Below are 25,589 nucleotides of genomic sequence, written 5' to 3' on the forward strand. Positions count from 1 at the left end.
TGGTCAGCCGACGGATCAACCCCGACGGCAGCGAACTGAAGTACCGCTACGACCATGCGCAGCTGTTGCTGACCGAGATCGAAAACGAGGTCGGCGAACGTTATCGGCTGGACTACACGCCGAACGGCCTGATCCGACAGGAAAGTGCCTTCGACGGCCGGCGCACGGCGTATGCCTACGACCTCAACGGCCAGTTGCTGGCGAAAACCGAGTTCGGTGATGACGGCTCGCAGTTGCTCACCGCGTACCAACGCGACAGCGCCGGGCGTTTACTGGTCAAGACCCTGCCCGAGGGGGTCAAGGTCGAGTACCGCTACGACGGACTGGGCCGACTGGTCAGCGTCGATGATGGCCAGGACCATCCGCTGGAGTTCGAGTACGACGTCCACGACCGGCTGATCACCGAACATCAGGGTTGGGGCACCTTGCGTTATGGCTACGACGTCAGCGGCCAGCTCAAGCACTTGCGCCTACCGGACAACAGTCGTCTTGAGTATCACCGCGCCGAGGGCGGGGCGCTGACGGCCATCGACCTCAATGGCTCTCGGCTCACCGGCCATCATTTCGAGTTCGGTCGTGAAAAAAGCCGTCAACAGGGCCTGCTGCAGAGCGACTATGCCTACGACGAGCAGGGCCGTTTGCAGGCCCATGCCGTCAGACAACAGCAACGTCCGCTGTACCGCCGCGAGTATGCCTACAGCGCCAACGGCAACCTCGCACAGATCAGCGACACGCGCCACGGCGAACGCCGCTACCAGTACGACCCGCTCGACCGCCTGATCGGCGTGCGCCACGGCCGTGAGCAAGCCCCGGAAAACTTCACTCACGACCCGGCCGGTAACCTGCTGATCCACGACCGCCCCGGCCCTTGGCAGCTCAAGGGCAACCGCCTGCGGCGCCACGCCGACCGGCATTACGACTACGACGCCTACGGCAACCTGATCCGCGAACGGCGTGGCGAAAACATCACCGCCTACCGCTACGACAGCCAGCACCGTCTGATCGGCCTCACCTTGCCCGACGGCCGCACAGCGTCCTACCGCTACGACGCCTTCGGCCGCCGCATCAACAAAACCGTCGACGACCACAGCACGCAGTTTTTCTGGCAAGGCGACCAGATCGTTGCCGAAAGCAGCAAAAGCCACTACCGCAGCTACCTCTACGAACCCGGCAGCTTCCGGCCCTTGGCCCTGCTCGACGGCAAAGGCCCGAAAAAAGCCTGCCCGTTTTACTACCAACTCGACCACCTCGGCACCCCGCAGGAACTCACCGACTACGGCGGCGAAATCGTCTGGTCAGCGAAATACACCGCGTACGGCAAAGTCAGCCAAATCACCCACGGCGGCGGCGAACAGCTTGAACAGCCATTGCGCTTCCAGGGTCAGTACTTCGACGCCGAAAGCGGCTTGCACTACAACCGCCACCGCTATTACCACCCGGATACCGGACGTTATCTGACACCGGATCCGGTGAAGCTGGCGGGTGGCTTGAACAGCTATCGGTACACGCACAATCCGACGGGGTGGGTGGATCCGTTGGGGTTGAGTGGGAATTGTCCGGGGGCGAATAAGCCGGGTTGTTCGGCGCCGGATGGGGTTGTGTTCACTAGTGTTAATAAGGGTGAACCGCAGCTGCCGAAAGTGGCGGCTGAACAGCGACGTGGAAGAATTGATGAGTTGGCTGAAGCAAATGCTAAGCGACGGGTCATTGAGTTAGAAAAAAAGTACAAGATGCACACTGTGGCAAAACATAACCCAGAGATAGCTGATCAAGCCTTAAAACAGAGATCTATTGATGGTAGTCATCCGACCAAAAAAGGAGTAAAGGAGAGGGTCAATTCAAGCTCACAATTCAAGACATGGTTGTTGCAACTCAATGCAATAAACGACGCAATTTCAAGGATGAATAGAAACCCTCCCGCTCCCACAGGATTCACCCAAAAAGGTGATCCAGTCGTAAGGAAGGAAATGCCAGGGGGAGGTCGAGGATACAAACCGAATAAGAAAGATAAAGGTAACCCACGCTATATAGAGAACTTGGATTATTCAGAAGTCAGATTTGATAAAGATGTTGAAGGTCGACCTTACACGGCATTCCCGGATTAGGATAAATAATATGCTGAAGTGGCCAAAATATGATTTACCGTTTGAACCTACGATTTCATATTGGTTGGGTGGGATTTCTACATTTGATCGCGAGGAAACACTTGGCGAGGAGTTGAGAAAATACAATCCAAATAATTCGAGTGACAGAGACGTGATTATAAGAAAATATGTGGTGGCAAGATTTGATGATTTACCGTACAGGCATAAATTTGTGCTATTTAAAATATTGGAAAATTATTTACTGAAGCCGGAGTTTGACTTCTCTACTCAGTTTGAAACTGATTACGAGACAAATGACTCTGTAGCCTGGGATGAAACTGAAGTAGAAAATCCTCGTGGTTTTTTTGAAGATATATTTAGATTGGCTGCGGAAGAATGGAAAGATGAATTGGACAGGGCAGGCACTGAAGATCAATCAACTTGGTGATGAGGTCAGACGAATTTTCCTGGTCGAGTTCTAGGAAATGTCCTTCAAATTTCATCGAGTTCCATGAACTGGTGCTCGGTGTCCGACCGCTCAACGCTGCCCCATCAACCAAGCACCTTCACGCGCCGGTACCGCCAAGCAATCAATTACATGCACGCTATACCCCCGCACATTTTTCGCTTGATGTTTAGTCTGTGAGGCCATCTCCGCCAATTGGCTGGATCGATTTCCCCGCAGGCTTCCGGGTGCAGGTGCACCACGCCGAAAGCGGATTGCACTACAACCGCCATCGCTATTACCACCCGGATGCCGGGCGTTATCTGACGCCGGATGCGTTGGGGTTGAGTCGGAGTTGCCCGGGGGCGCATAAACCGGGTTGTTCGGTGTTGGATGGGGTTGCTGGGGTTGAGGTTGACGAGGGAGAGCCGCAACTCCCGAGGATGACAGGTGCGCAGCGGCGAGAGAGGATTGACGAACTGGCAGAGTCGAATGCTAAACGGCGGGTTCTCGAGTACGAGAAAAGGTACGACATGCATACAGTTGAAAAGCATGGCCCGGAAATATCCGATTCAGCACTCAAGCAGAGGGCTATAAATGGAGCAAACCCTCACACGAGTAAAGTTCCGAAAGGTGCAGAATGGAGTTTAAGTTCGCAGTTTAGTAACTGGCGGATTCATCTGGGTGCACTGAATAAGGCAATATCAAGGGAGATGTTCGGGCTAAGCCCGCACACGGGAAAGGATCATATAAAGATCCAATTGTAAGAATGGAGCTCCCAGGAGCCGGCTGTGGCTACAGACCGAACAAAAAAGACTCGAATAATCCAAAGCTGAATGAAAATATGAACTGGTTTGAAGTGAAATTTGATCAGGATGATACAGGGCTTCGCTATACAGCTTTTCCTTCGGAGAAAAAGTGATGTTGCGAGATCCATTCGTAGATGAAGAGTTTGAGCCGGATCTTATGTGGTTAATCGGGGCGTTTAATGTTTACGACCGTGAAGAAACTCGAGGCGCAGAGTTAGAGGTTTACGATCCTAATAAGGAGACTGATAGGGTAGAGCTGATTAAGAAATACAGTTTGAATCTAGGATGCTTGTCCTACAGGCATAAGCTTGTACTGCTGGAGTCGCTAGCGGATAAACTCAACGACAAGGGTTTTGATTTCCAAATTTTGTTCGACATCGATGAGGACCTAGCGTCGAGTTGGCCTTGTGGCGAGTGGTATGAATTACAGAGCCCAAGGGAATTTTTTCAGGATGTGTATACGCTGGCTCAAAAATTATGGAAGGAGGAACTGGACAAAGCGAGACTTGAAGATCGGTCTACTTGGTAAATGCGTTTTGCTCATTCGGTGGGAGCGGCTTCCCCCGGAAGCGTCCTAGGAGATGTCCTTCAAGCTCTATCGGTTTCCATGAACTGGTGCAGCACAAAACTCATCGATAGTCTTTTGCCTGTCACTGCAATTGAGTGGCAGGGTGTGGAAGCCCTCTATCGTTAGGTGCATCAGATTTACCATTCGGCGTTTTTTGCGCCTGTGTTTTATGGTGGCTGTGCGCGGGGCGCTTTCGAGTGCGCCGGGTGCCTAACGTCCCGGTCTTCCACACCTTCGTACTGCCGCCACCTATTGCTTCATCGCCATCCCGTTGTGGGGTTGTCCGCTCAGCCGTGAACCCCTGACTTGCCGGCCGGTAAAAGGTAAACTTCCCGGCCTTCGCAGGAGCAGCCATGAATTATCGTCACGCCTTCCATGCCGGCAATCACGCCGATGTGTTCAAACACCTGACCTTGACCCGCCTCATCGCCCTGATGTCGCGCAAGGAGCAGCCGTTTGCCTATCTCGATACCCACGCCGGCATTGGTCTGTACGACCTTCAGGGCGATCAGGCCAACCGTACCGGTGAGTACCTGGAAGGCATCGCGCGTTTATGGGATCAGCCGGATCTGCCGATCCTGACGGCTGATTACATGCAGGTGCTGCATGAGATGAACCCGGATGGCCAGTTGCGTTATTACCCCGGTTCTCCAGAGTTGGCGCGGCGTCTGACCCGCCCGCAGGATCGTGTGTTGCTCAACGAGAAACACCCGGAAGACGGCGTGTTGCTCAAGGACAACATGGCCGGTGATCGTCGGGTGAAAGTGCACTTGGGCGAAGGCTGGCATGTGCCGCGGGCCTTGTTGCCGGTGCCGGAGAAGCGTGCGGTGATGTTGATCGATCCGCCGTTCGAAAAACTCGACGAGATGCAGCGTTGCGCGGCGTCGTTGAAAGAGGCGATTGGCCGGATGCGTCAAACCGTAGCGGCGATCTGGTATCCGGTGAAGGATCAGCGCGCCTTGCGTCGTTTCTATCAGGACCTGGCCGGTACCGGGGCGCCGAAGTTGTTGCGCGTGGAGTTGCTGGTGCATCCGTTGGATACGCCGAACAGCCTGAACGGCTCCGGGTTGGCGATTGCCAATCCGCCGTGGGGGCTGGAGGAAGAATTGCGTGAACTGCTGCCGTGGTTGTCCCAGAAACTGGGGCAGACCCAGGGTGGGTGGCAGATGGATTGGTTAATTGCCGAGTAACGAGTAGCAAGATCAAAAGATCGCAGCCTGCGGCAGCTCCTACAGAGGAATGTATATATCTGTAGGCGCTGCCGCAGGCTGCGATCTTTTGCGTTAAGCGCTTAAATCGGGCAAGTCACGCCCGTACCGCCAATCCCGCAATAACCTTCCGGATTCTTCGCCAGGTACTGCTGGTGATACGCCTCGGCGAAGTAGAACGTCGGCGCTTCGTCGATTTCGGTGGTGATGATGCCCTTGCCGGCTTTGGTCAGTTCGACCTGGAACACCTGTGCGCTTTTTTTCGCGGCTTCCAGTTGGGGCGGGTTGGTGGCGTAGATCACCGAGCGGTACTGGGTGCCGAGGTCATTGCCCTGGCGCATACCCTGGGTCGGGTTGTGCAGCTCCCAGAACATCTTCAGCAGCTCTTCGTAGCTGACCTTTGCCGGCTCGTAGACCACCAGCACGACTTCGCTATGGCCGGTCAAGCCAGAGCAGACTTCTTCGTAAGTCGGGTTCGGGGTGAAGCCACCCGCGTAACCCACGGCCGTACTGACTACACCTTCACGTTGCCAGAATCTGCGTTCCGCGCCCCAGAAGCAGCCAAGGCCGAAGATCGCGAAATCCACGTCCATCGCGAACGGGCCCAGTAGAGGGGCGTCGTGGACGAAGTGTTTTTCCGGCACGGTCATGGGGGTTTCGCGGCCAGGCAGAGCTTGTTCTTTGGTAGGGAGCACGTTTTTGTTCACCAGAATTTCCGAGCGCAGAACCATCATCAGTCCTCTCAGTCGTTGGAATATTTAGACATGCAGTTTGCCCGAGTGTCGGCCCGCTGTCAGGCGATTGGGCCGCGCGGGTAGCGTTTGAGCTTCTCGATCAGCTCGGCGCCCGGGATCGGCTGGTCGAACAGATAGCCCTGGCCGACGTCGCAGCGGTGGCGACGCAGGAAGGTCAGCTGTGCGGACGTTTCGATGCCTTCAGCCACGACCTTGAGTTTCAGGTTGTGGGCCATGGCGATCACCGCGGAGGTGATTTCCATGTCGTCCTGGTTGTCCGGGATTTCGTGAATGAAGCTTCGATCGATCTTAATGATGTCGATGGGGAATTTTTTCAAGTAACTGAGCGACGAATAACCGGTGCCGAAGTCGTCCATCGCCAGGGTCAGGCCCAGGCGCTTGAGCTGGTCGAGCTGCAAGTGGGTGTCTTCGGTGGCTTCCAGCAGAAGGCCTTCAGTCAGTTCCAGCTCCAGTAGGTGCGCCGGCAGCGCTTCTTCCTTGAGGATGTTGGCGATGGAGGCCACCAGGTCCGGGTCGGAGAACTGCTTGGGCGACAGGTTGATCGCCACCTGCAAATTGCCCAGGCCCGCAGCGGTCAGCGCTTTGCTCATGCGGCAGGCCTGGCGGGCGATCCATTTGCCGATCGGGATGATCAGGCCGGTTTCTTCGGCGACGCTGATGAACTGGTCGGGGCGAATCATGCCTTTTTCCGGATGGTCCCAGCGCAGCAACGCTTCCATGCCCAGCAGGCGACCGCTGCGCAGGCAGAGCTTGGGCTGGTAGAACACGTCGAGTTCGTTCTGGGTCAGGGCGCGGCGCAGGTTGTTCTCGACGAACAGCTTGTAGCTGGCCTCGGCGTTCAGCGCTTCGGTAAACACCTGCACCTGATGTTTACCGTTGGCCTTGGCCTTGTGCAGCGCCAGCCCGGCGTTGCGCATCAGGGTTTGCGGGTCGCGGCCGTGCAGCGGCGCGCAGGCCAGGCCCACGGAGCCGGTGACGCTGATCAACTGGTTGTCGACGAACATCGGCTTGTCGAGGGTGGTCAGCAACTGGCTGGCGATTTGCTGGCCGACTTCAAGGTCGGTGTTGTCCAGCAGCACCGCAAATTCGTTACTGGCAAACCGCGCCAGGCTGCCGCTCGGGCTGAGGCTGTTGCGCAGGCGCCGGGCGAGGCTGATCAGCAGCTTGTCACCGGTCTGGTGGCCGAGGCTGTCGTTGATCCGCTTGAAGTTGTCGATGTCCACCAGCAACAGGCTGATGGGGGTGTCGCTGTCTCGGGCGAAGCGTTCATCAAGGTTGCGGATGAACGCCGGGCGGTTGCCGAGGTTGGTCAGGTTGTCGGTGTAGGCCAGGCGCTCGATGCGTTGCTGGGCGAGTTTGGTCTGGGTGATGTCTTCGTAGATGCCGATGTAATGGGTCAGCTCGCGGTTATCGCCATACACCTTGGAGATCGACAACTGGCCCCAGTAGGGTTCGAGGTTTTTCCGGCGGCTCTTGAATTCGCCCTGCCAGCTGTTGCTCTTGGCCAGCGCGGAGGGCGCGTCGAACAATAGTTCGCTGAGATTTTCCAGGGCCGGCAGTTCCGACAGGCGCTGGCCGTGGACTTCTTCGGTACTGTACTGGGTGATCGCGGTGAAGCTCGGGTTGACGTACTCCACCACGCCATCGCAATTGACCAGCAAAAAGGCGTTGGCGCTTTGTTCGACCGCACGCTGGAACAGGTGCAGAGCGCTGGTGGCGGTGCGTCGGTTGTGATTGCTGATGACCTGAGCGAACTGATCCGCCAGTTCACCGGCGAAGGCGATCTCGTCCGACTGCCAGGCGCGGGTGGCGCCGGTTTGTTCCAGACACAACACGCCGACCACTTGGCCGTCGACGCGGATACTGGCGTCGAGCATCGCGTTGACGTCGCGCGGGCGCAGGCTTTCGGCCATTTCCCGGGTGCGCGGATCGCGCATGGCGTTGTGGGCGTCGATGGCGCGCCCGGTGTGCAAGGCGTCGAGATAGTCGGGGAACACACTGACGTCGATCGGCTCCGGCAGCAGGTATTCCTGGTTCGTGCGGTGATAGGCCGAGATCGGCACCAGCTTCGAACCTTCCAGATGCCACAGACTGGCGCAGTCGATTTCGTAGATATCGCAGGCGCTGCGGGTGATCAGTTCGGCGGCTTCTTGCAGGGAGTTGTTGCTGCTGTAACGCTGGCGGGTCAGCAGCAGGATCAGGTCCTGCTGGGCGCGCACCCGGTCCAGGTGCAGCAGTTGTTCCTGTTGGGCGCGCTGGTTGAGTTCCAGAGCGATTTGCAGGCGCGAGTTCTGGGTTTCCAGATCCAGTGCCGGCAGCAACGGGTCATCGTCGAACAGGCCGTCGATCACCAGCAGGTAGCCGCGCAACAGGTGTCGATTGTGTTGTTTGTAAGCTTCGCCGAGTTCCAGCAGGTTCAGGGAACCCGAGGCGGTGTGCAGGGTGTAGCGGATCAGGTAATGCGTGTGTTCACTCAGTTGCTGCTGGACTGCGTCATGCAGTTGATAGCGCGCTTCCGGCTCCATCAGGCTGGCGTAGGGCGAGCCCACCAGTGCGCACAACTCCACAGCCGGCAGGCCGAACTGTCGTTCGCAATTGGGATCGAGAAACAGCAGCGCCCAGCTTGGTTCATTCAGCCGTTCGAAACGCAGCATGCCGAGCCGCGAGGGCACAGGCAACTGCGTCACTACCTCGGCCACCATACGGCTGGCGGCATCGGGTTGGCTTTTCATATGAAGGGAAACTCGCTTCGAATTTGCTGAACGCGCCGGGCTCTCGCCCTCTTTACTGTTGCCTGCGGCAAGGTTGCATCATTGCGGCACCGACTGACAAGAGACATGAAGGCCAAGTGCTATAAGAATATGTCGGCAGAAGCGAAGATTTCTTCAGTTAATAGAAAAAAGTCAGGCTATTCACTGAATTTCAGCCCTGATTCAAGGCAATGCGTGTCGATTGCAACAGGTTGCCATCCCGATCGTGATAGCGCACATGAATCTGTTCTGCATCGACCGTCAGGTGTGCGAAGTTGTCCTGGCTGATCACTTGGCCGGTCAATTCATGTCGATAATCACCCGCGGCGGTTTGCACCAGCGGTTGATCGAGGATAAAGGTGGACGCTTTGGCATAAGGCAACAGTTTGCTGTTGCACAGCGGTGACGAGACGATGGTATGAACTTCAAAGTCCGGGTCCTCGCTGTGAGTCAGGCGGCTAATCAGGGAGCCGTGCACATCGCCGGAAATGAAGATAACGTTCTTGATCCCGTGGGTGCGGATCGTTTCCAGCAGCCGCAGTCGCTGTTCGGGAAAGGCTTGCCAGGCATCATCACCGAGGCGTTTGCAGTCGGGGTAGAACATCACGCTGGTGACCACGAACTTGACCCGGGCCGGGCTGTGGATCAGCCAGTCGCACAAAGCCTGTTCCTGATCGGTATCAAGGATGCGCCGGTCGGGGTCGGTGAGATTGCGCCGGGTGCGACTGTCGGTGACAAACCACTCGATATCGCCATTGGCAAACTGGTACCAGTATTTTTTTAACGATGGGCTTGTTTGCCCTTGGGTATTCAGTTCATGGGCCGGGCTGTGGCTGGCTTGGTATAACTCATAAGCGGTTATGGCGTTCTTGTATAAATGATCGTCGGCGCTGTTTTTATTGGCTGGCCAGTTATCTTCTATTTCATGATCGTCAAGGATCATGTAAGTCGGCATGCCGGACATTAATCTGGCGATATGTTGTTGAGAGAACGCCGTACGATATTTGGCGAGTATCTCCTGGTATTCCCGATCGGGTGCTATGAAGTTCAAGTCATCGACATAAACCTGGTCGCCGGTCATCAACATGGCATTGATCGGCGGCGTGGCGTTTTGTGCCAGGTTGGCGATGGAGGCGAAGATCCGGTCGCCCAGGTGCGGGGCCGCTGGTCTCCCAGCGGTCATGCGCAAGTAGCGGCAGGAGCCGACGACGTACGCCCGCGGCGTGGTGGTTTGGCTCGATTGCGTGCGCAGGCGATAAATATCCCGGGGCCATTGCAGCGGCAGCTCCTGCACCGTCTCCACGGTATGCACCGGGTTCATGGGGCTGAACCAGCCGGCCTGATATTCGTATTCGGTGTCGGCGACAAGATCATGCAGAACAATGACATCCGACATGTCGCGTAAAGCGGTCAGTTGGGTAAATACACCTTTGTTCCAATACACATCACCGATTCGGCGATAACGAATGCCCGCAAATACCTGTGCATCTTTTTGCGATGCGCCACGTAGAAAGATGCGGGCATGATGAGTTGTCGTGTGACCCAGGATAGGGCCGACAGTAGGTTTGAACATATTCGAGTCCGTTCGAAATAATGTTGATCAAGTTGTCGCTTCAAAAAGACTTGTTGGCGACTATTGAACTAAGCCTAGTGAGTAGGGCAGGAAAAATACCGGGCGAAAGTGGACCCGGGTTGTGGGTCAAGTAAGCCGCGAATGTAGGAATAAGATTTTTTCAGGCAAAAAAAGCCCCGCCAAATTGGCGGGGTTGAGGTACGAGCGTGGCGCTCGGAAAACGTGAAACGCGACAGGCCCTCCGGTGAAGGAGGGCCGGCCGGTGTTACAGCAGGATGGTGCGGATGTCCGCCAGCAGATCGCTCAGACGCTTGGTGAAGCGTGCAGCAGCGGCGCCGTTGATCACGCGGTGATCGTAGGACAGCGACAGCGGCAGCATCAGTTTCGGCTGGAAGGCTTTGCCGTCCCAGACTGGCTGGATGGTTGCCTTGGAAACACCGAGGATCGCCACTTCCGGCGCGTTGACGATCGGCGTGAAGCCGGTGCCGCCAATGTGGCCGAGGCTGGAAATGGTGAAGCAGGCGCCTTGCATCTCGTCCGACGAGAGCTTCTTGGTCCGGGCTTTTTCAGCCAGGGAAGCAGCTTCGGCGGCCAGTTGCAGCAGGCTCTTCTGGTCGACGTTCTTGATGACCGGTACCAGCAGGCCATCCGGGGTGTCGACGGCGAAGCCGATGTTCACGTATTTCTTGCGGATGATCGCTTTGCCGCTTGGCGCCAGCGAGCTGTTGAAGTCTGGCAGTTCCTTGAGCAGGTGTGCGCAGGACTTGAGCAGCAACGGCAGGATGGTCAGCTTGACGCCGGCCTTCTCTGCAACGGCTTTCTGGGCGTTACGGAACGCTTCCAGCTCGGTGATATCCGCCGAGTCGAATTGCGTCACGTGTGGCACGTTCAGCCAGCTGCGGTGCAGGTTGGCAGCGCCGACCTGCATCAGGCGGGTCATCGGCACTTCTTCGATTTCACCAAAGCGGCTGAAGTCCACGACCGGAATCGGCGGGATGCCCGCGCCACCGGTTGCGCCAGCAGCAGCGGCCGGTGCTTCCTTGGCCTTCTGCATCATGGCCTTGACGTAAACCTGCACGTCTTCTTTCAGGATGCGACCGTGCGGACCGCTGGCGCCGACAGCGCTCAGCTCAACGCCGAACTCGCGGGCCAGTTGACGCACGGCAGGGCCGGCGTGAACCTTGGCGCCAGGCTTGGCTGGAGCAGCGGCAGGGGCGGCAGCAGGTGCGGCGGCAGGAGCAGCAGCGGCCGGAGCTGGAGCAGCAGCGCTCGGTGCGGCAGCGGCAGGTGCCGGAGCAGCGGCCGGGGCAGCGCCTTTGACTTTCAGCTTCAGGATCAGGTCGCCGGTACCGACTTCGTCATCGAGCTTGATGGAAATGCTTTCCACCACGCCAGCGGCTGGCGATGGAATCTCCATGCTCGCCTTGTCGGATTCCAGAGTGATCAGCGACTGGTCGGCTTCAACGCTGTCGCCGGCCTTGACCAGGACTTCGATGATCTTGGCCTTGCCCGCCGAACCGATGTCCGGCACGTGGATGTCCTGGACGCTGTCGGCAACCGGTGCAGCCGGAGCGGCAGCGGCTGGCGCTGGAGCAGCGGCGGCAGGTGCAGCAGCCTGGGCCGGAGCGGCAGCAGCAGGCGCCGCAGCGCCTGCCACTTCTAGGTCCAGAATCAGGTCGCCAGTACCGACTTCGTCGTTGAGCTTGACGCTGATGGCCTTGACCACGCCAGCGGCAGGCGAAGGGATTTCCATGCTCGCCTTGTCGGATTCCAGGGTAATCAGCGACTGATCAGCCTCGACGGTGTCGCCGACCTTGACCTGGATCTCGATGATCTGAGCCTTGCCCGCCGAACCGATGTCCGGCACGTGCACTTGCTGAACCGAAGCGGCAGCAGGAGCAGCGGCTGGCGCAGCGGCGGCAGGTGCAGGCGCTGCTTTCTTCTCTTCAGCCTTGGCAGCCGGCGCAGCGGCAGCCGCAGGGGCCGCAGCAGCGGCACCTTCGACTTCCAGCTCCAGCAGTTCGTCGCCTTCTTTCAGGCGATCGCCCAGCTTCACTTTCAGGCTCTTGATGATACCGGCCTTCGGCGCAGGCACTTCCATGCTCGCCTTGTCCGACTCAAGTGTCAGGATGCTCTGGTCGGCTTCGATACGGTCGCCGACCTTCACAAACAGTTCAATTACTTCACCTTCACCGCTGCCGATGTCAGGTACGCGAATGAGTTCGCTCACAGAATCTCTCCTCAGCAGTCCAGTGGGTTGCGTTTTTCCGGGTTGATACCGAACTTGGCGATGGCTTCAGACACCACCTTAGGTTCGATGTCGCCACGGTCAGCCAGTGCTTCCAGGGCTGCCAACACCACGAAATGACGGTCGACTTCGAAGAAATGACGCAGTTTCTTGCGGCTGTCGCTGCGGCCGAAACCGTCGGTGCCCAGGACTTTGAATTCCTTGGACGGTACCCACTGACGAATTTGCTCGGCGAACAGCTTCATGTAGTCGGTAGAGGCGATGACCGGACCTTTACGGCCGTTCAGGCACTCTTCCACATAGCTCAGCTTAGGCTTCTGGCCCGGGTGCAGACGGTTGGTGCGCTCAACGGCCAGGCCGTCGCGACGCAGTTCGTTGAAGCTGGTAACGCTCCACACGTCGGCGCCGACGTTGAACTGTTCACGCAGGATTTTCGCTGCTTCACGGACTTCACGCAGGATGGTGCCGGAGCCCATCAGCTGAACGTGGTGCGCCGCTTCGCGGGTGTCTTCTTCAAGCAGGTACATGCCCTTGACGATGCCTTCCTCGACACCGACCGGCATGGCAGGCTGTTGGTAGGATTCGTTCATCACGGTGATGTAATAGAAGATGTCCTGTTGCTCTTCGGTCATCTTCTTCATGCCGTCCTGGATGATCACCGCCAGCTCGTAGCCGTAGGTTGGATCAAAGGTGCGGCAGTTCGGGATGGTGGCAGCCAGGATATGGCTGTGACCGTCTTCGTGTTGCAGGCCTTCACCGTTCAGGGTGGTACGGCCGGCGGTGCCGCCGATCAGGAAGCCACGGGTACGGCTGTCGCCAGCGGCCCAGGCCAGGTCGCCGATACGCTGGAAGCCGAACATCGAGTAGAAGATGTAGAACGGCAGCATTGGCTGGTTGTGGCTGGAGTACGAAGTACCGGCAGCGATGAAGGAGCTCATGGCGCCCGCTTCGTTGATGCCTTCTTCGAGGATCTGGCCTTTCTTGTCTTCCTTGTAGAACATCACCTGGTCTTTATCGACTGGCTCGTAGAGCTGGCCGACGGACGAGTAGATGCCCAACTGACGGAACATGCCTTCCATACCGAAGGTACGGGCTTCGTCCGGGATGATCGGAACGATGCGCGGGCCGATGTCTTTGTCTTTCACCAGTTGCGCGAGGATCCGCACGAACGCCATGGTGGTGGAAATTTCACGGTCGCCTGAACCGTCGAGGATGGCCTTGAGGGTATCCAGTGACGGAGTCGGAACACTGAAGCTTTGAGCGCGACGCTGTGGCACGAAACCGCCCAGTGCAGTGCGACGCTCGCTCAGGTAGCGGGCTTCGGCGCTGTTCGGCTCAGGCTTGAAGAACGGCAGGTTTTCCAGCTCTTCGTCTTTTACCGGAATGTCGAAGCGGTCACGGAACAACTTCAGGCTGTCGACATCGACTTTCTTGGTGTTGTGCGCAGTGTTTTTCGCTTCGCCGGCACCGGTGCCATAACCCTTGATGGTCTTGGCCAGGATAACGGTAGGTTGTTCTTTGTGGTTGACCGCTTCGTGGTACGCCGCGTAGACCTTGTACGGGTCGTGGCCGCCACGGTTGAGTTTCCAGATCTCGTCGTCGGACAGGTCTGCAACCATCGCCTTGAGTTCGGGCGAGTTGAAGAAGTGTTCACGCACGAACGCGCCGTCTTTGGCTTTGTAGTTCTGGTACTCGCCGTCGATGACTTCGTCCATGCGGCGTTGCAGGATACCGTCGACGTCCTTGGCCAGCAGTGGGTCCCAGAAACGGCCCCAGATGACTTTGGTCACGTTCCACTGAGCACCGCGGAACACGCCTTCGAGTTCCTGGATGATCTTGCCGTTGCCGCGAACCGGGCCGTCGAGGCGCTGCAGGTTGCAGTTGATGACGAAGATCAGGTTGTCGAGCTTCTCGCGGCCAGCCAGCGAGATCGCGCCCAGGGATTCCGGCTCGTCGCACTCGCCGTCGCCCAGGAAGCACCAGACTTTTTGCTTGCCTTCAGGGATGAAGCCACGGGCTTCCAGGTACTTCATGAAACGTGCCTGGTAGATCGCCTGGATCGGGCCCAGACCCATGGATACAGTCGGGAACTGCCAGAAGTCAGGCATCAGCCAAGGGTGCGGGTAGGACGACAGGCCCTGACCGTCGACTTCCTGGCGGAAGTTGTTCATCTGGTCTTCGGTGATGCGGCCTTCCATGAACGCACGGGCGTAGACGCCTGGCGAGGTGTGGCCCTGGAAGTAGATCAGGTCGCCGCCGTGTTCGTCGGTCGGGGCCTGGAAGAAGTAGTTGAAGCCGATGTCATACAGGGTCGCACTGGAGGCGAAGCTGGAGATGTGACCGCCGAGGTCAGAATCTTTCAGGTTCGTACGCATTACCATGGCCATCGCGTTCCAGCGTACCAGCGAGCGAATGCGGCGTTCCATGAACAGGTCGCCAGGCATGCGTGCTTCGTGGGTAACCGGGATGGTGTTGCGGTAAGGCGTGGTGATGGCGTAAGGCAACTGCGAACCGCTGCGGGTTGCGAGTTCACCCATACGGGTCATCAGATAGTGAGCACGGTCTTCGCCTTCTTTGTCGAGAACCGATTCCAGGGCGTCCAGCCATTCCTGGGTTTCGACGGGATCGAGGTCTTGCATGGCTTGCTCCAGGGCGGAAAGGCTACCAGAATCGGTTGCCTGAGTTAGCGACTGGCCTTGTGGGCAGACGTTATGAATTCTTGGATTGCCGATAGGTTGTTCCGGCGGTGTGTAGTTTTACTACAAATGATCCGGCATTTCAGCCTTACTAATGTATATACGAGTAGTAAAACTACAGATGAGCGGCTTGTGGCCCCCGACTGTGTTGTGAGAATAATCGTTAAGGTTGGTCTTTTTCCAACTGTATAAGGTGAAAGCTTGATGTTAGCTGCCAATAATAAAGAAATTTCAGCTATTTCTAACTTTTGTTCGACACTCAATCAGGTAGTGGGTTTGCGAGATTCACTACATGCAGCCCGTTGCACGCCGATCAAGGATAGACCATGAGCCTCCCTTCGCTTGCCCAACTACCCGCCATTCTGTTGCCGTTTGTCACCCGCGCCGAGCAGTCGTTCCGTACTGCGGTCGCCGCTCTGGATGACGATCATGGCCTGTCGACCTGGACACCTGAGCGCTGGGCGCAATTCGCCCGCGTGACCGCCGCCAGCGATTTCGTGATTGAACAGAGCGTGCGTGACCCTTTGATGTTGCTGGAGCTGGTGCGCTCCGGCGAACTGGATCGCAGCTTTGCCGCCGGCGAGTTGTGCGCGCAGATCGCTGCGGCGACGAACGCTGCCGAAACCGATGATCAATTGGGCCGTGCCTTGCGCCGCCAGCGCACTCGTCATCAAGTGCGCATCATCTGGCGCGATCTCAACCGCCAGGCCGATCTGGTCCAGACCTGCCGCGACCTCTCGGACATGGCCGATGCCAGCATCGATCAGGCCTATCAATGGTTGTACACGCGCCATTGCCAGCAATTCGGCGTGCCCACCGGGCGACGCAGCGGCGAGCCGCAGCAGATGGTCGTCCTGGGCATGGGCAAGCTTGGTGCGGTGGAACTCAATCTGTCGTCGGACATCGACCTGATCTTCGCTTACCCCGAGGGCGGCGAAACGGTCGGCGTGAAGCGGCCGCTGGATAACCAGGAATTTTTCATCCGTCTCGGCCAGCGCCTGATCAAGGCCCTGGACCCGATGACCGTCGACGGTTTCGTGTTCCGTGTCGACATGCGTCTGCGCCCCTACGGTTCGGCGGGTGCGCTGGTGCTGAGTTTCAACGCGCTGGAGCAGTATTACCAGGATCAGGGCCGCGACTGGGAGCGCTACGCGATGATCAAGTCGCGGGTGGTGGCTGGCGATCAAGTGGCCGGCGCGCAACTGCAAGAAATGCTGCGGCCGTTCGTTTACCGGCGCTATCTGGATTTTTCGGCCATCGAAGCGCTGCGCACCATGAAGCAACTGATCCAGCAGGAAGTGCGGCGCAAGGGCATGGCCGACAACATCAAGCTCGGTTCCGGCGGCATTCGCGAAGTGGAATTTATCGCCCAGGCCTTCCAGCTGATCCACGGTGGTCGCGACTTGAGCCTGCAACAGCGCCCATTGTTGAAAGTGCTGAGCACCCTGGAAGGTCAGGGCTATCTGCCGCCAGCGGTGATCAGCGAACTGCGCGAAGGCTACGAATTTCTGCGCTACACCGAACATGCGATTCAGGCGATCGCCGACCGCCAGACCCAGATGCTGCCGGATGGTGCTCAGGATCAGGCGCGCATTGCCTTTATGTTGGGTTTTGACGATTGGCCGGCGTTTCATGAGCAATTAATGTACTGGCGCGGCCGTGTGGCCTGGCATTTCGGTCAGGTGATCGCCGATCCCGATGAAGAGCAGGGTGCCGAAAGCGAAGTGGTGGTCGGTGGTGAATGGCTGCCGTTGTGGGAAGAAGCCCAGGACGAAGAAGCGGCCTGCCGTCAGCTGGAGGAGGGCGGTTTTGCCGATGCCCCAAAAGCGCTGAAGGCCTTGGCCGGCTTGCGCAGCAGCCCGCAATTGCGTGCCATGCAGCGACTGGGGCGCGAGCGTCTTGATGCCTTTATTCCGCGCTTGCTGGCGCAAGCCGTGGAACACGCCAATCCCGATCTCGTGCTGGAGCGGGTGCTGCCACTGGTGGAAGCCGTGGCGCGGCGTTCTGCTTATCTCGTTTTGCTGACCGAAAACCCCGGCGCGCTGCGCCGCTTGCTGACGTTGTGCGCGGCGAGCCCGTGGATCGCCGAGCAGATCACTCGTTTCCCGTTGCTGCTCGATGAGTTGCTCAACGAAGGCCGGCTGTTCAAACCGCCCTTGGCGCCGGAGTTGGCCGCCGAGTTGCGCGAGCGCCTGACGCGGATTCCCGAGGACGACCTCGAACAGCAAATGGAAGCCTTGCGTCACTTCAAACTGGCGCACCGCTTGCGGGTCGCCGCTTCGGAAATCGCCGGTAGTCTGCCGTTGATGAAAGTCAGCGATTACCTGACCTGGCTCGCCGAAGCGATTCTCGAGCAGGTGCTGGCCCTGGCCTGGCGGCAGACTGTCGCCAAGTACGGCACGCCGTTGCGCACCGATGGCAGCTTGTGCGATCCCGGCTTCATTATTGTCGGTTATGGGAAAGTCGGTGGCCTGGAACTCGGGCATGGTTCTGACCTGGACCTGGTGTTCATCCACGACGGTGATCCGCAGGCGGAAACCGACGGACCGAAACCGATCGATGGCGCGCAATTTTTCACCCGGCTCGGGCAGCGGATCATTCACTTGCTGACGGCGCAGACCAACTCCGGTCAGCTGTATGAAGTGGACATGCGCCTGCGACCGTCCGGCGCGTCGGGTTTGTTGGTAAGTTCACTTGGGGCCTTTTCCCGCTATCAGGAAAATGAAGCCTGGACTTGGGAACATCAGGCGCTGGTGCGTGCACGGGTGTTGGTGGGCAGCGAAGATGTCGGTCGCGCATTCGAGCAGGTTCGCGCTGCAATTCTGGGTAAAACACGCGATTTGACGACGCTGCGCCAAGAGGTCAGCGAGATGCGCGCCAAGATGCGCGATAACCTCGGCAGCAAGAGCACGGCGGCCGGCACCGGGGCGAATGCCTTCGAAGCCACGGCGCCCTTCGACCTCAAGCAGGACGCCGGAGGTATCGTCGATATTGAATTTATGGTGCAATACGCGGCCCTGGCGTGGTCCGAAACACACCCGCCATTGCTGCGCTGGACGGACAACATCCGCATTCTGGAAGAGCTGGAACACGAAGGGCTGATGCCCGTCGAAGATGCCAGTCTGTTGCGTGAAGCCTATAAAGCTTACCGCTCCGCCGCTCACCGGCAGGCCTTGCAGAAGGACGCCGGGGTGATACCGGGCGATCAGTTCGCGGACGAACGGCGACAGGTCATGCGGATCTGGCGTGAGCTGGGGCTAAGCTGATTCTCGAAACGGGGAGGCCTTTGCCTCCCCGGATCGTTTTTGGAAACTACATGAAAATTCTGATCGTTGGGCCCAGTTGGGTCGGTGACATGGTGATGGCGCAGACACTGTTTCAGTGTCTCAAGCAACGCCACCCGCAATGCGAAATCGACGTGCTGGCCCCCGAGTGGAGCCGGCCGATTCTTGAGCGCATGCCCGAAGTTCGCCAGGCCTTGAGCTTCCCGCTCGGTCACGGCGCGCTGGAGCTGGCGACGCGTCGGCGCATCGGCAAATCCCTGGCCGGGCAGTACGACCAGGCGATCCTGTTGCCCAATTCCTTGAAGTCGGCGCTGGTGCCGTTCTTCGCGGGTATTCCAAAGCGCACCGGTTGGCGTGGCGAATTCCGCTACGGCCTGCTCAATGATGTGCGCACGCTGGACAAAGTACGTTATCCGCTGATGATCGAGCGCTTTATGGCGCTGGCCTATGAGCCCGGTTTCGATTTGCCACAGCCGTATCCGCGTCCGAGCCTGCAGATCGATCCGGTGACCCGCGAGGCGGCACTGGCCAAATTCGACCTGACCCTTGATCGCCCGGTGTTGGCGCTGTGCCCCGGCGCCGAGTTCGGCGAATCCAAGCGCTGGCCGTCCGAGCACTACGCCAAGGTGGCCGAAGCGAAAATTCGCGAGGGTTGGCAAGTCTGGCTGTTCGGTTCGAAAAACGATCATGCCGTGGGTGAAGACATCCGTTCGCGGTTGATTCCCGGTTTGCGCGAAGAGTCGGTGAACCTCAGTGGCGGCACCTCGCTGGCTGAGGCCATCGACTTGTTGTCCTGCGCCGATTCGGTGGTGTCCAACGATTCCGGCCTGATGCACGTCGCTGCCGCGTTGAATCGCCCGCTGGTGGCGGTCTACGGTTCAACCTCGCCGGGCTTCACGCCGCCGCTGGCCGAGCATGTCGAGATCGTGCGCCTGGGCATCGAATGCAGCCCTTGCTTCGACCGCACCTGCCGTTTCGGCCATTACAACTGCCTGCGCCAGCTGATGCCGCAAGCGGTGAACGAAGCCTTGCAGCGTTTGCAGGGCACTGTGGTCGAGGTCAAATAGTTTGCGCGTACTGCTGATCAAGACTTCATCGCTGGGCGACGTGATTCACGCGTTGCCGGCGCTGACCGACGCGGCGCGGGCGATCCCCGGCATCAAATTCGACTGGGTGGTGGAAGAAGGCTTCGCCGAAATCCCCACTTGGCACCCGGCGGTGGGCAAGGTGATTCCGGTGGCGATCCGTCGCTGGCGCAAGAACATCTGGCAAACCATCAAGAGCGGCGAGTGGAAGCGTTTCAAGCAAAGCCTTCGCGCGACTAAATACGATCTGGTCATCGATGCCCAGGGTCTGCTGAAAAGCGCTTTACTGACCCGTTATGTGAAAGCTCCAGTGGCTGGTCTCGATAAAGCGTCCGCGCGCGAGCCGATCGCCGCACGTTTCTACAATCGACGCCTGGCGGTTGCCCGTGGTCAGCACGCGGTGGAGCGAGTGCGTCAGTTGTTCGCCATCGCCCTGGGTTACGATCTGCCTAAAGGTCTGGGCGACTATGGCCTGAGTGTCGAGCGCCTGGTGGAATTGCCGCGCAAGAATCCTTACGTGCTGTTCCTGCACGGCACCACCTGGGACACCAAACACTGGCCTGAAGCCTATTGGCGTGAGCTGACCGAGCGTGTCGGTTATCTCGGTGTGGGCGTAAAACTGCCATGGGGCAACGCAGCGGAGAAAGCCCGCGCCGAGCGCATCGCCGCTGGGTTCAAGCACGCCGAAGTGTTGCCGAAGCTGAATCTGGCCGGTGTCGGCAAAGTGCTGGCCGGTGCGCAAGCCTGTGTGGCGGTGGACACCGGTCTCGGTCATTTGGCCGCCGCACTGGATGTGCCGACGCTGTCGCTGTTCGGTCCGACCAACCCCGGCCTGACCGGCGCCTACGGCAAGTCGCAGATTCACCTGGCCAGCGACTTCCCGTGCGCACCGTGCCTGCAAAAGAAATGCACTTATCAACCGACGGCTGAAGATGCCCGTCAGTTTGACCTTAAGCGCGAGTGGCCTCTGTGCTTCACGCGTCTGAATCCCGAGCGTGTCGCCAGCCGACTGAGCACGTTGTTACTGGCTGAGGAGCTGCGCTGATGCAATTGGCATTTGTCCTGTACAAGTACTTTCCGTTTGGTGGCTTGCAGCGCGACTTCATGCGCATCGCTCTGGAGTGCCAGAAGCGCGGCCACCAGATCCGAGTCTACACGCTGATCTGGGAAGGCGACGTGCCGCCGGGGTTCGAAGTGCTGGTGGCGCCGGTCAAGGCGTTCTTCAACCATCGTCGCAACGAAAAGCTCAGCGAGTGGATGGAAGCGGACCTGGCCAAGCGTCCGGTGGATCGTCTGATCGGCTTCAACAAGATGCCGGGCCTGGACGTCTACTACGCCGCCGACGGTTGCTTCGAAGACAAGGCGCAGAACCTGCGTAACTCGCTGTACCGCCGCTGGGGTCGCTATCGCCACTTCGCCGAGTACGAACGCGCGGTGTTTGCCAAAGACGCAAAGACTGAAGTGCTGATGATTTCCGAAGTGCAGCAGCCGCTGTTCATCAAACATTACGACACGCCGCTGGAGCGCTTCCATCTGCTGCCACCGGGCATCGCCCAGGACCGTCGCCGTCCAGCGGATGCTGATGAAATTCGCGCCGGGTTCCGTGCCGAATTCAACCTTAAGGACGATGAACTGTTGCTGGTGCAGATCGGCTCCGGGTTCAAGACCAAAGGCGTCGATCGCAGCCTCAAGGCGTTGGCGGCATTGCCCGCCGATCTGAAGAAACGCACCCGGCTGTTTGTAATCGGCCAGGACGACCCCAAATTGTTCCAGATGCAGAGCGCGACATTGGGGCTTGGCGACAACGTGACGTTCCTCAAGGGGCGCAGCGATATTCCGCGTTTCCTGCTGGGCGCCGATCTGTTGATCCACCCGGCGTACAACGAAAACACCGGCACCGTATTGCTCGAAGCGCTGGTGGCCGGGTTGCCGGTATTGGTGAGCGCAGTCTGTGGTTACGCCCATTACATTGCCGAGGCCGACGCCGGCCTGGTACTGGACGAGCCGTTCGAACAGGCGCAACTGACACAGTACCTGACCGGCATGTTGAACGACGCTCAAGCACGGGCGGCCTGGAGCCGCAACGGTCTGGCCTTCGCCGAGACGGCCGACCTCTACAGCATGCCGCAGCACGCGGCCGATGTGATTCTGGCGGAGCACGCTTAAATGAAGTTGATGCTGGCTGAACCGTTCAAGAGCCTTTGGGCCGGACGCGACCCGTTCGCCGAAGTCGAAGGCTTGCAGGGCGAGGTGTACCGCGAACTTGAAGCTCGCCGGACCCTGCGCACTGAAGTGAACGGCAACGGGTTTTTCGTGAAGATCCACCGTGGCATTGGCTGGGGCGAAATCTTCAAGAACCTGCTCACCGCCAAATTGCCGGTACTCGGTGCAGGCCAGGAATGGAAAGCCATCCAGCGCCTGCAGGAAGTCGGCGTGCCAACCATGACCGCCGTCGCTTACGGCGAGAAGGGCAGCAATCCGGCGGATCAGCATTCGTTCATCGTCACCGAAGAACTGGCGCCGACCGTCAGCCTCGAAGACTTCAGCATCAACTGGATCAAGCAACCGCCGGAACCAAAACTCAAGCGTGCACTGATAGCTGAAGTGGCGCGCATGACTGGCATGATGCACCGCGCCGGGGTCAATCACCGCGACTGCTACATCTGCCACTTTCTGCTGCACACCGACAAACCGGTGACCGCTGAAGACTTCAAGCTCTCGGTGATCGACCTGCACCGTGCCCAGACGCGCCCGACGATCACCGCGCGTTGGCGCAACAAGGATCTGGCGGCGCTGTACTTTTCGGCGCTGGATATCGGCCTGACCCGCCGCGACAAATTGCGCTTTCTCAAAGGCTATTTCCAGCAACCGCTGCGGCAGATTCTCAGTGAGGAAGCCGGGCTGTTGAGCTGGCTCGAAGGCAAGGCCAACAAACTCTACGATCGCAAGCAGCGATACGGGGACGCCCTCTGATGGCGGGTTGGAAACTGGAGCCTGAGTACAGCGACCTGGCGGACGATTTCGGCAGCCTCGACGCGGTATTTGCGCTTGAGGGTGAGCGACTGACCCGCGACCCGTTGTCCGAGGTCATCCGCGTTCAGCGCAATGGCGTCAATTATTACGTAAAACGCTACGTGGGTGCCGGCAAGGGCTTGCGTCGTTATCTGGGCAAGCCCCGGGTGAAGATGGAATGGCAAAACCTCAAGCGCTTTGCCAAGTGGGGCATTCCCACCGCCGAAGTGGTGGCGTGGGGGTTGGAGCGACGCGGGGCGGCGTACGACCGCGGCGCGATGATTACCCGTGAATTGCCCAATACCGAGGATTTGTCGGCGCTGGCCGAGCGGCACGATCCCAAGCTCGCCGACCGCACCTGGGTCGACACCGTCAGCCGCCAGTTGGCCGGCTACACCCGGACCATGCACGAGCATCGCTTCACCCATAACGATTTGAAGTGGCGCAACCTGCTGATCGACGACCATGCCAGGTTGTTCCTGATCGATTGTCCGAACGGCGATTTCTGGAGCGGTTTCTGGCTCAAGTACCGCATCACCAAGGACCTGGCCTGCCTGGACAAGGTCGCCAAGTATCAGTTGTCGACCACCCAGCGCCTGCGCTTTTATCTGCAATATTGCCAACGGACCCGGCTCAATGCCGCCGACAAGAAGCGGATCCGGCACGTGGTGAGATTTTTCGAGGGACGCGAATGACTGATTTTCTGGCCGCCGAAGACCGTGCGTTGCTTGAACGCCACGGCCTCGGTACGTTCGACGCACTGTGGGCCCGGCAACTCGAAGCCGTGGACGAGCCCAACACCCTTCGTGGTGGCTGGAGCAGCGTGTTTCGACTCGATCTGGAGGGTCAGGGCTTTTACCTCAAGCGCCAGAGCAACTACCAGATGCACACCTTGCACGCGCCCTTCGGTGAGCCGAGCTTCGCCCGGGAATTTCGCAACATCAGCCTCTATGAAAAGCTCGGTATTCCGGCGCTGAAAGCGGCGTTCTTCGGTGAGCGCAAAGTCGACGGCGAGGTCCGGGCGATCTTGCTGACCCGTGCTCTGGACGGTTGGGATGATCTGGATTCGTTGTTGCAGCGCTGGTCGGAACTGAGCGAGGCGCAACACAGCGCCATCATGCAGGCCTGCGGAAAGCTGGCGCAGCGCCTTCACGGCAAGCGTCAGGTGCATGGCTGCTTTTATCCCAAGCACATTTTCCTGTGCGCCTCCGGTGACGGCTATCAGGCCCAATTGATCGATCTGGAAAAGACCCGACCGCTACTGTTCGGTCAGCGTGACCGGGTCAAGGATCTGGAGCCTCTGTTACGACGGGCGCCCGAGTGGAGTGAAGCGCAGTTGCGCATTTTGCTGGCCGCGTATCTGGATCAGCCGCAGGACAGTTCGCTGATCGACACTTGGCTCAATCGCCTGACCGCACGGCGTAACCGCAAGGGGAAACGTTGATGCGTTTGTCAGAACTGAAGAACGCCGGCCGCAGCCCGACGCTGCCGCTGAGCCTTTCACTGGCCGATGCTGCCGGGCCGGCGGATTTGCAACTGCTGAGCCTGTTGCGCGTGTTGCCCGGACAGCGATATGTCGGGGCCGGTGTCTGGCGTGGTCGTCCGGTGCTGGCCAAATTGTTGGTCGGCGCCAAAGCGGCGCGGCATTTTCAGCGGGAGCTGGATGGCGTGCGCCTGCTGGCGGCGCAAGGCCTGACCACACCGCTGCTGTTGGCTGATGGGCTCAAGGACGGCGAGGGCGGTTGGCTGCTGTTCGAGTTTCTGGAAAACGCCGCCAGCCTCGGTGATGCCTGGCAGCAGGTCGATCACCTGCCGGTGTTGGCCGATGAGCAAACGGCGGTGCTGGCGGAAGCCTTGGGCGCGATCGGCCAGATGCACCGCAAAGGCCTGTGGCAGGAAGACCTGCACCTGGACAACCTGCTCCGCCAGGGCAATCGTCTGTATTTGATCGATGGCGCCGGAATCTGCACCGAAACGCCAGGCCAGCCGCTGTCGCGGCAGAAGGTCCTGGAAAACCTCGGAGTGTTTTTCGCTCAATTGCCCAAGTCGCTGGAGCCGTTCACCGAAGAATTGCTGGTGTATTACCTGCTGAGCAATGGCGAGCACGCCTTGCCCATGGAAGCGTTGCAGAAGCAGATCGACAAGGTCCGCAGCTGGCGTCTCAAGGACTACCTCATCAAGGTCGGCCGCGAATGCACGCTGTTCAGCGTCCAACGCGACGCGTTCGGCTTGCGGGCGATTCGTCGCGAGGAAGAAGCGGCGATGTTGCCGGTGCTGGAACAGGCCGATGCCTTGCTCGATCAGGGCCACTTGTACAAGACCGGCGGCGCGGCAAGCGTCGGCAAGGTCGAGGTGGATGGCCGCACGCTGGTGATCAAGCGCTACAACATCAAGGGGTTTGCCCACTGGCTCAAGCGCTTCTGGCGCCCGAGCCGCGCTTGGCACTCCTGGCGCGAAGGCAATCGCCTGGCGTTCCTCGGGATTGCCACGCCCAAGCCGCTGGCGTTGCTGGAAAAGCGTTTTCTGTGGCTGCGCAGCCGCGCGTATCTGATCACCGAGCATCTTCCCGGGCCGGACATCATCGAGCGCTTTGCGCCGTATGTTGAAAGCGGTGATGCACCGGAGTCAGAGCTGGCAGCGCTGGATCATTTGTTTGCCGAACTGATTCGTGAGCGCATCAGTCACGGCGACTTCAAGGGTCACAACCTGTTCTGGCAGGAGGATCGCTGGGCGCTGATCGATCTGGATTCGATGTGCCAACACGGTTCGCTCGCCAGTTTTGCACCGGCGTATGCGCGGGATCGGGCGCGGTTCATGCGGAATTGGCCGGAAAGCAGTGCGCTTTACCAGGTCATTGATCAGCGATTGCCCAAAAACATCTCGGGCGCTGCCTAAGCCCCCATCGCGAGCAAGCTCGCTCCCACATTGAATCTTGGTCAAAAACATTTCTTGTGTACGGCCGAGAATCTTGTGGGAGCGAGCTTGCTCGCGATGAGGCCGGAACAGTCAGCGAAGATTAGGGACAAGTCCTTGCGAACCGTCCTACGCAATCTTCGGAAGCCATGAACTGTG

The 25,589-nt window shown here is 59.0% G+C and carries 18 protein-coding genes; 13 read left to right on the top strand and 5 right to left on the bottom strand.

Features of this window, described 5'->3' with window-relative positions:
* From ACW9JC_RS10250 to ACW9JC_RS10270, 5 genes are all read left to right on the top strand, one after another.
* Positions 1–2,105, top strand: a 2,105-nt coding sequence (locus ACW9JC_RS10250) for an RHS repeat-associated core domain-containing protein (protein WP_457454917.1), incomplete at its 5' end; no start/stop codon positions are given.
* Positions 2,106–2,115: 10 nt separating this feature from the next.
* The gene (locus ACW9JC_RS10255; RefSeq protein ID WP_457454918.1) at positions 2,116–2,532 is read left to right on the top strand and encodes a hypothetical protein; all 417 of its coding nucleotides are present in this window, start codon (positions 2,116–2,118) and stop codon (positions 2,530–2,532) included.
* 251 nt (positions 2,533–2,783) lie between these two features.
* Positions 2,784–3,296 (top strand): RHS repeat-associated core domain-containing protein, encoded by a 513-nt coding sequence (locus ACW9JC_RS10260; protein WP_457454919.1) that lies wholly within the window; start codon positions 2,784–2,786, stop codon positions 3,294–3,296.
* A 154-nt stretch (positions 3,297–3,450) separates the two neighbouring features.
* The gene (locus ACW9JC_RS10265; protein ID WP_457454920.1) at positions 3,451–3,867 is read left to right on the top strand and encodes a hypothetical protein; all 417 of its coding nucleotides are present in this window, start codon (positions 3,451–3,453) and stop codon (positions 3,865–3,867) included.
* A gap of 392 nt (positions 3,868–4,259) precedes the next feature.
* On the top strand, positions 4,260–5,096 hold the full coding sequence (locus tag ACW9JC_RS10270; protein WP_223447514.1) for a 23S rRNA (adenine(2030)-N(6))-methyltransferase RlmJ: 837 nt from the start codon (positions 4,260–4,262) through the stop codon (positions 5,094–5,096).
* 101 nt (positions 5,097–5,197) lie between these two features.
* On the opposite strand, the gene msrA is transcribed toward ACW9JC_RS10270, so the two are convergent.
* The 5 genes from msrA to aceE form a co-directional block, all read right to left on the bottom strand.
* Entirely contained in the window at positions 5,198–5,845 is a 648-nt protein-coding gene (gene msrA / locus ACW9JC_RS10275; RefSeq protein WP_338586447.1) for a peptide-methionine (S)-S-oxide reductase MsrA, read from the bottom strand.
* A gap of 62 nt (positions 5,846–5,907) precedes the next feature.
* Positions 5,908–8,601 (bottom strand): sensor domain-containing phosphodiesterase, encoded by a 2,694-nt coding sequence (locus tag ACW9JC_RS10280; RefSeq protein ID WP_457454921.1) that lies wholly within the window; start codon positions 8,599–8,601, stop codon positions 5,908–5,910.
* A 190-nt stretch (positions 8,602–8,791) separates the two neighbouring features.
* Positions 8,792–10,192: an alkaline phosphatase D family protein gene (locus ACW9JC_RS10285; RefSeq protein ID WP_457454922.1), complete on the bottom strand. Its 1,401-nt coding sequence runs from the start codon at positions 10,190–10,192 to the stop codon at positions 8,792–8,794.
* 265 nt (positions 10,193–10,457) lie between these two features.
* Positions 10,458–12,422 (bottom strand): dihydrolipoyllysine-residue acetyltransferase, encoded by a 1,965-nt coding sequence (gene aceF, locus ACW9JC_RS10290; protein WP_457454923.1) that lies wholly within the window; start codon positions 12,420–12,422, stop codon positions 10,458–10,460.
* A gap of 11 nt (positions 12,423–12,433) precedes the next feature.
* Positions 12,434–15,079 (bottom strand): pyruvate dehydrogenase (acetyl-transferring), homodimeric type, encoded by a 2,646-nt coding sequence (gene aceE / locus ACW9JC_RS10295; RefSeq protein ID WP_457454924.1) that lies wholly within the window; start codon positions 15,077–15,079, stop codon positions 12,434–12,436.
* A 383-nt stretch (positions 15,080–15,462) separates the two neighbouring features.
* On the opposite strand from aceE, the gene glnE reads away from it, so the two are divergent.
* From glnE to ACW9JC_RS10335, 8 genes are read left to right on the top strand one after another with little or no spacing between them, the layout of a single operon-like run.
* The gene (gene glnE, locus ACW9JC_RS10300; protein WP_457454925.1) at positions 15,463–18,402 is read left to right on the top strand and encodes a bifunctional [glutamate--ammonia ligase]-adenylyl-L-tyrosine phosphorylase/[glutamate--ammonia-ligase] adenylyltransferase; all 2,940 of its coding nucleotides are present in this window, start codon (positions 15,463–15,465) and stop codon (positions 18,400–18,402) included.
* A 50-nt stretch (positions 18,403–18,452) separates the two neighbouring features.
* Entirely contained in the window at positions 18,453–19,487 is a 1,035-nt protein-coding gene (gene waaF, locus ACW9JC_RS10305; protein WP_457454926.1) for a lipopolysaccharide heptosyltransferase II, read from the top strand.
* A 1-nt stretch (position 19,488) separates the two neighbouring features.
* Entirely contained in the window at positions 19,489–20,550 is a 1,062-nt protein-coding gene (gene waaC, locus ACW9JC_RS10310) for a lipopolysaccharide heptosyltransferase I (RefSeq protein ID WP_338584377.1), read from the top strand.
* Positions 20,550–21,671 (top strand): glycosyltransferase family 4 protein, encoded by a 1,122-nt coding sequence (locus ACW9JC_RS10315; RefSeq protein WP_416130321.1) that lies wholly within the window; start codon positions 20,550–20,552, stop codon positions 21,669–21,671. Before waaC ends, ACW9JC_RS10315 begins: the two co-directional genes overlap by 1 nt.
* Positions 21,672–22,478 carry a lipopolysaccharide core heptose(I) kinase RfaP gene (gene rfaP, locus ACW9JC_RS10320; protein WP_448106097.1) on the top strand — a complete coding sequence of 269 codons (807 nt, stop codon included), beginning with the start codon at positions 21,672–21,674 and terminating at the stop codon, positions 22,476–22,478.
* On the top strand, positions 22,478–23,212 hold the full coding sequence (locus tag ACW9JC_RS10325) for a lipopolysaccharide kinase InaA family protein (protein ID WP_457454927.1): 735 nt from the start codon (positions 22,478–22,480) through the stop codon (positions 23,210–23,212). Before rfaP ends, ACW9JC_RS10325 begins: the two co-directional genes overlap by 1 nt.
* Positions 23,209–23,961: a lipopolysaccharide kinase InaA family protein gene (locus ACW9JC_RS10330; protein ID WP_338584381.1), complete on the top strand. Its 753-nt coding sequence runs from the start codon at positions 23,209–23,211 to the stop codon at positions 23,959–23,961. Before ACW9JC_RS10325 ends, ACW9JC_RS10330 begins: the two co-directional genes overlap by 4 nt.
* A complete protein-coding gene (locus ACW9JC_RS10335; RefSeq protein WP_457454928.1) occupies positions 23,961–25,412 on the top strand; it encodes a lipopolysaccharide kinase InaA family protein in 1,452 nt (483 codons plus the stop codon). The genes ACW9JC_RS10330 and ACW9JC_RS10335 overlap by 1 nt, the downstream gene beginning before the upstream one ends.
* Positions 25,413–25,589 lie beyond the last annotated feature (177 nt).

The sequence above is a fragment of the Pseudomonas sp. SDO5591_S426 genome (genome assembly GCF_054070755.1).

Bases quoted from the DNA above. Each gene is read 5' to 3' on its own strand.
- aceE (WP_457454924.1), bottom strand. From the start codon at position 15,079: ATGCAAGACCTCGATCCCGTCGAAACCCAGGAATGGCTGGACGCCCTG.
- ACW9JC_RS10330 (WP_338584381.1), top strand. From the start codon at position 23,209: ATGACTGATTTTCTGGCCGCCGAAGACCGTGCGTTGCTTGAACGCCAC.
- ACW9JC_RS10270 (WP_223447514.1), top strand. From the start codon at position 4,260: ATGAATTATCGTCACGCCTTCCATGCCGGCAATCACGCCGATGTGTTC.
- glnE (WP_457454925.1), top strand. From the start codon at position 15,463: ATGAGCCTCCCTTCGCTTGCCCAACTACCCGCCATTCTGTTGCCGTTT.
- ACW9JC_RS10265 (WP_457454920.1), top strand. From the start codon at position 3,451: ATGTTGCGAGATCCATTCGTAGATGAAGAGTTTGAGCCGGATCTTATG.
- ACW9JC_RS10285 (WP_457454922.1), bottom strand. From the start codon at position 10,192: ATGTTCAAACCTACTGTCGGCCCTATCCTGGGTCACACGACAACTCAT.
- ACW9JC_RS10335 (WP_457454928.1), top strand. From the start codon at position 23,961: ATGCGTTTGTCAGAACTGAAGAACGCCGGCCGCAGCCCGACGCTGCCG.
- rfaP (WP_448106097.1), top strand. From the start codon at position 21,672: ATGAAGTTGATGCTGGCTGAACCGTTCAAGAGCCTTTGGGCCGGACGC.
- ACW9JC_RS10315 (WP_416130321.1), top strand. From the start codon at position 20,550: ATGCAATTGGCATTTGTCCTGTACAAGTACTTTCCGTTTGGTGGCTTG.
- waaF (WP_457454926.1), top strand. From the start codon at position 18,453: ATGAAAATTCTGATCGTTGGGCCCAGTTGGGTCGGTGACATGGTGATG.
- ACW9JC_RS10325 (WP_457454927.1), top strand. From the start codon at position 22,478: ATGGCGGGTTGGAAACTGGAGCCTGAGTACAGCGACCTGGCGGACGAT.
- ACW9JC_RS10280 (WP_457454921.1), bottom strand. From the start codon at position 8,601: ATGAAAAGCCAACCCGATGCCGCCAGCCGTATGGTGGCCGAGGTAGTG.
- msrA (WP_338586447.1), bottom strand. From the start codon at position 5,845: ATGGTTCTGCGCTCGGAAATTCTGGTGAACAAAAACGTGCTCCCTACC.
- ACW9JC_RS10255 (WP_457454918.1), top strand. From the start codon at position 2,116: ATGCTGAAGTGGCCAAAATATGATTTACCGTTTGAACCTACGATTTCA.